This window comes from Kordia jejudonensis (assembly GCF_001005315.1).
Classification (GTDB): domain Bacteria; phylum Bacteroidota; class Bacteroidia; order Flavobacteriales; family Flavobacteriaceae; genus Kordia; species Kordia jejudonensis.
This window is the reverse complement of record NZ_LBMG01000200.1, coordinates 1-456: the sequence shown is the minus strand read 5'-3', so window position 1 is coordinate 456 and position 456 is coordinate 1. Positions and strand designations below refer to the sequence as shown.

At 43.0% G+C, this 456-nt stretch carries 1 protein-coding gene; it reads left to right on the top strand.

Features of this window, described 5'->3' with window-relative positions:
* Positions 1-456, top strand: a 456-nt coding sequence (locus AA089_RS25385) for a hypothetical protein (protein WP_046759432.1), incomplete at both ends; no start/stop codon positions are given.

Below are 456 nucleotides of genomic sequence, written 5' to 3'. Positions count from 1 at the left end.
TCGATCTGACGCAGACACAAACAGAAATCTATGGGACGCAAACCCCAAGTGACTTTACACTGAGTTATTATGAGAGTGAGCAAGATGCACAAGATGCGATCAATCCTATTGTGAATCTTACCGATTATACCAACATTGTAGCCAATCAACAAACCATTTGGGTACGTTTGGAAGACAATACCACGGCATGTTTTGCCATTGGTAGCTTTGATATCATTGTAGTCCCACCACCAGTGCTGGTACAACCGATTCCATTTGCGCTTTGTGATGATGAAGAAAGTGGCGATACCAGTGATGAGCTCACTACTTTTGATCTTACGGATAAATACACCGAGATTACCGCAGGCGATACTAGTTTAACACTTGCCTATTATGCCAATGCCGCAGATTTAGCAAGTGATACACCTATAGCCGATCCAACGGCGTATCAAAATGTGGAGAATCCACAAGTGATCT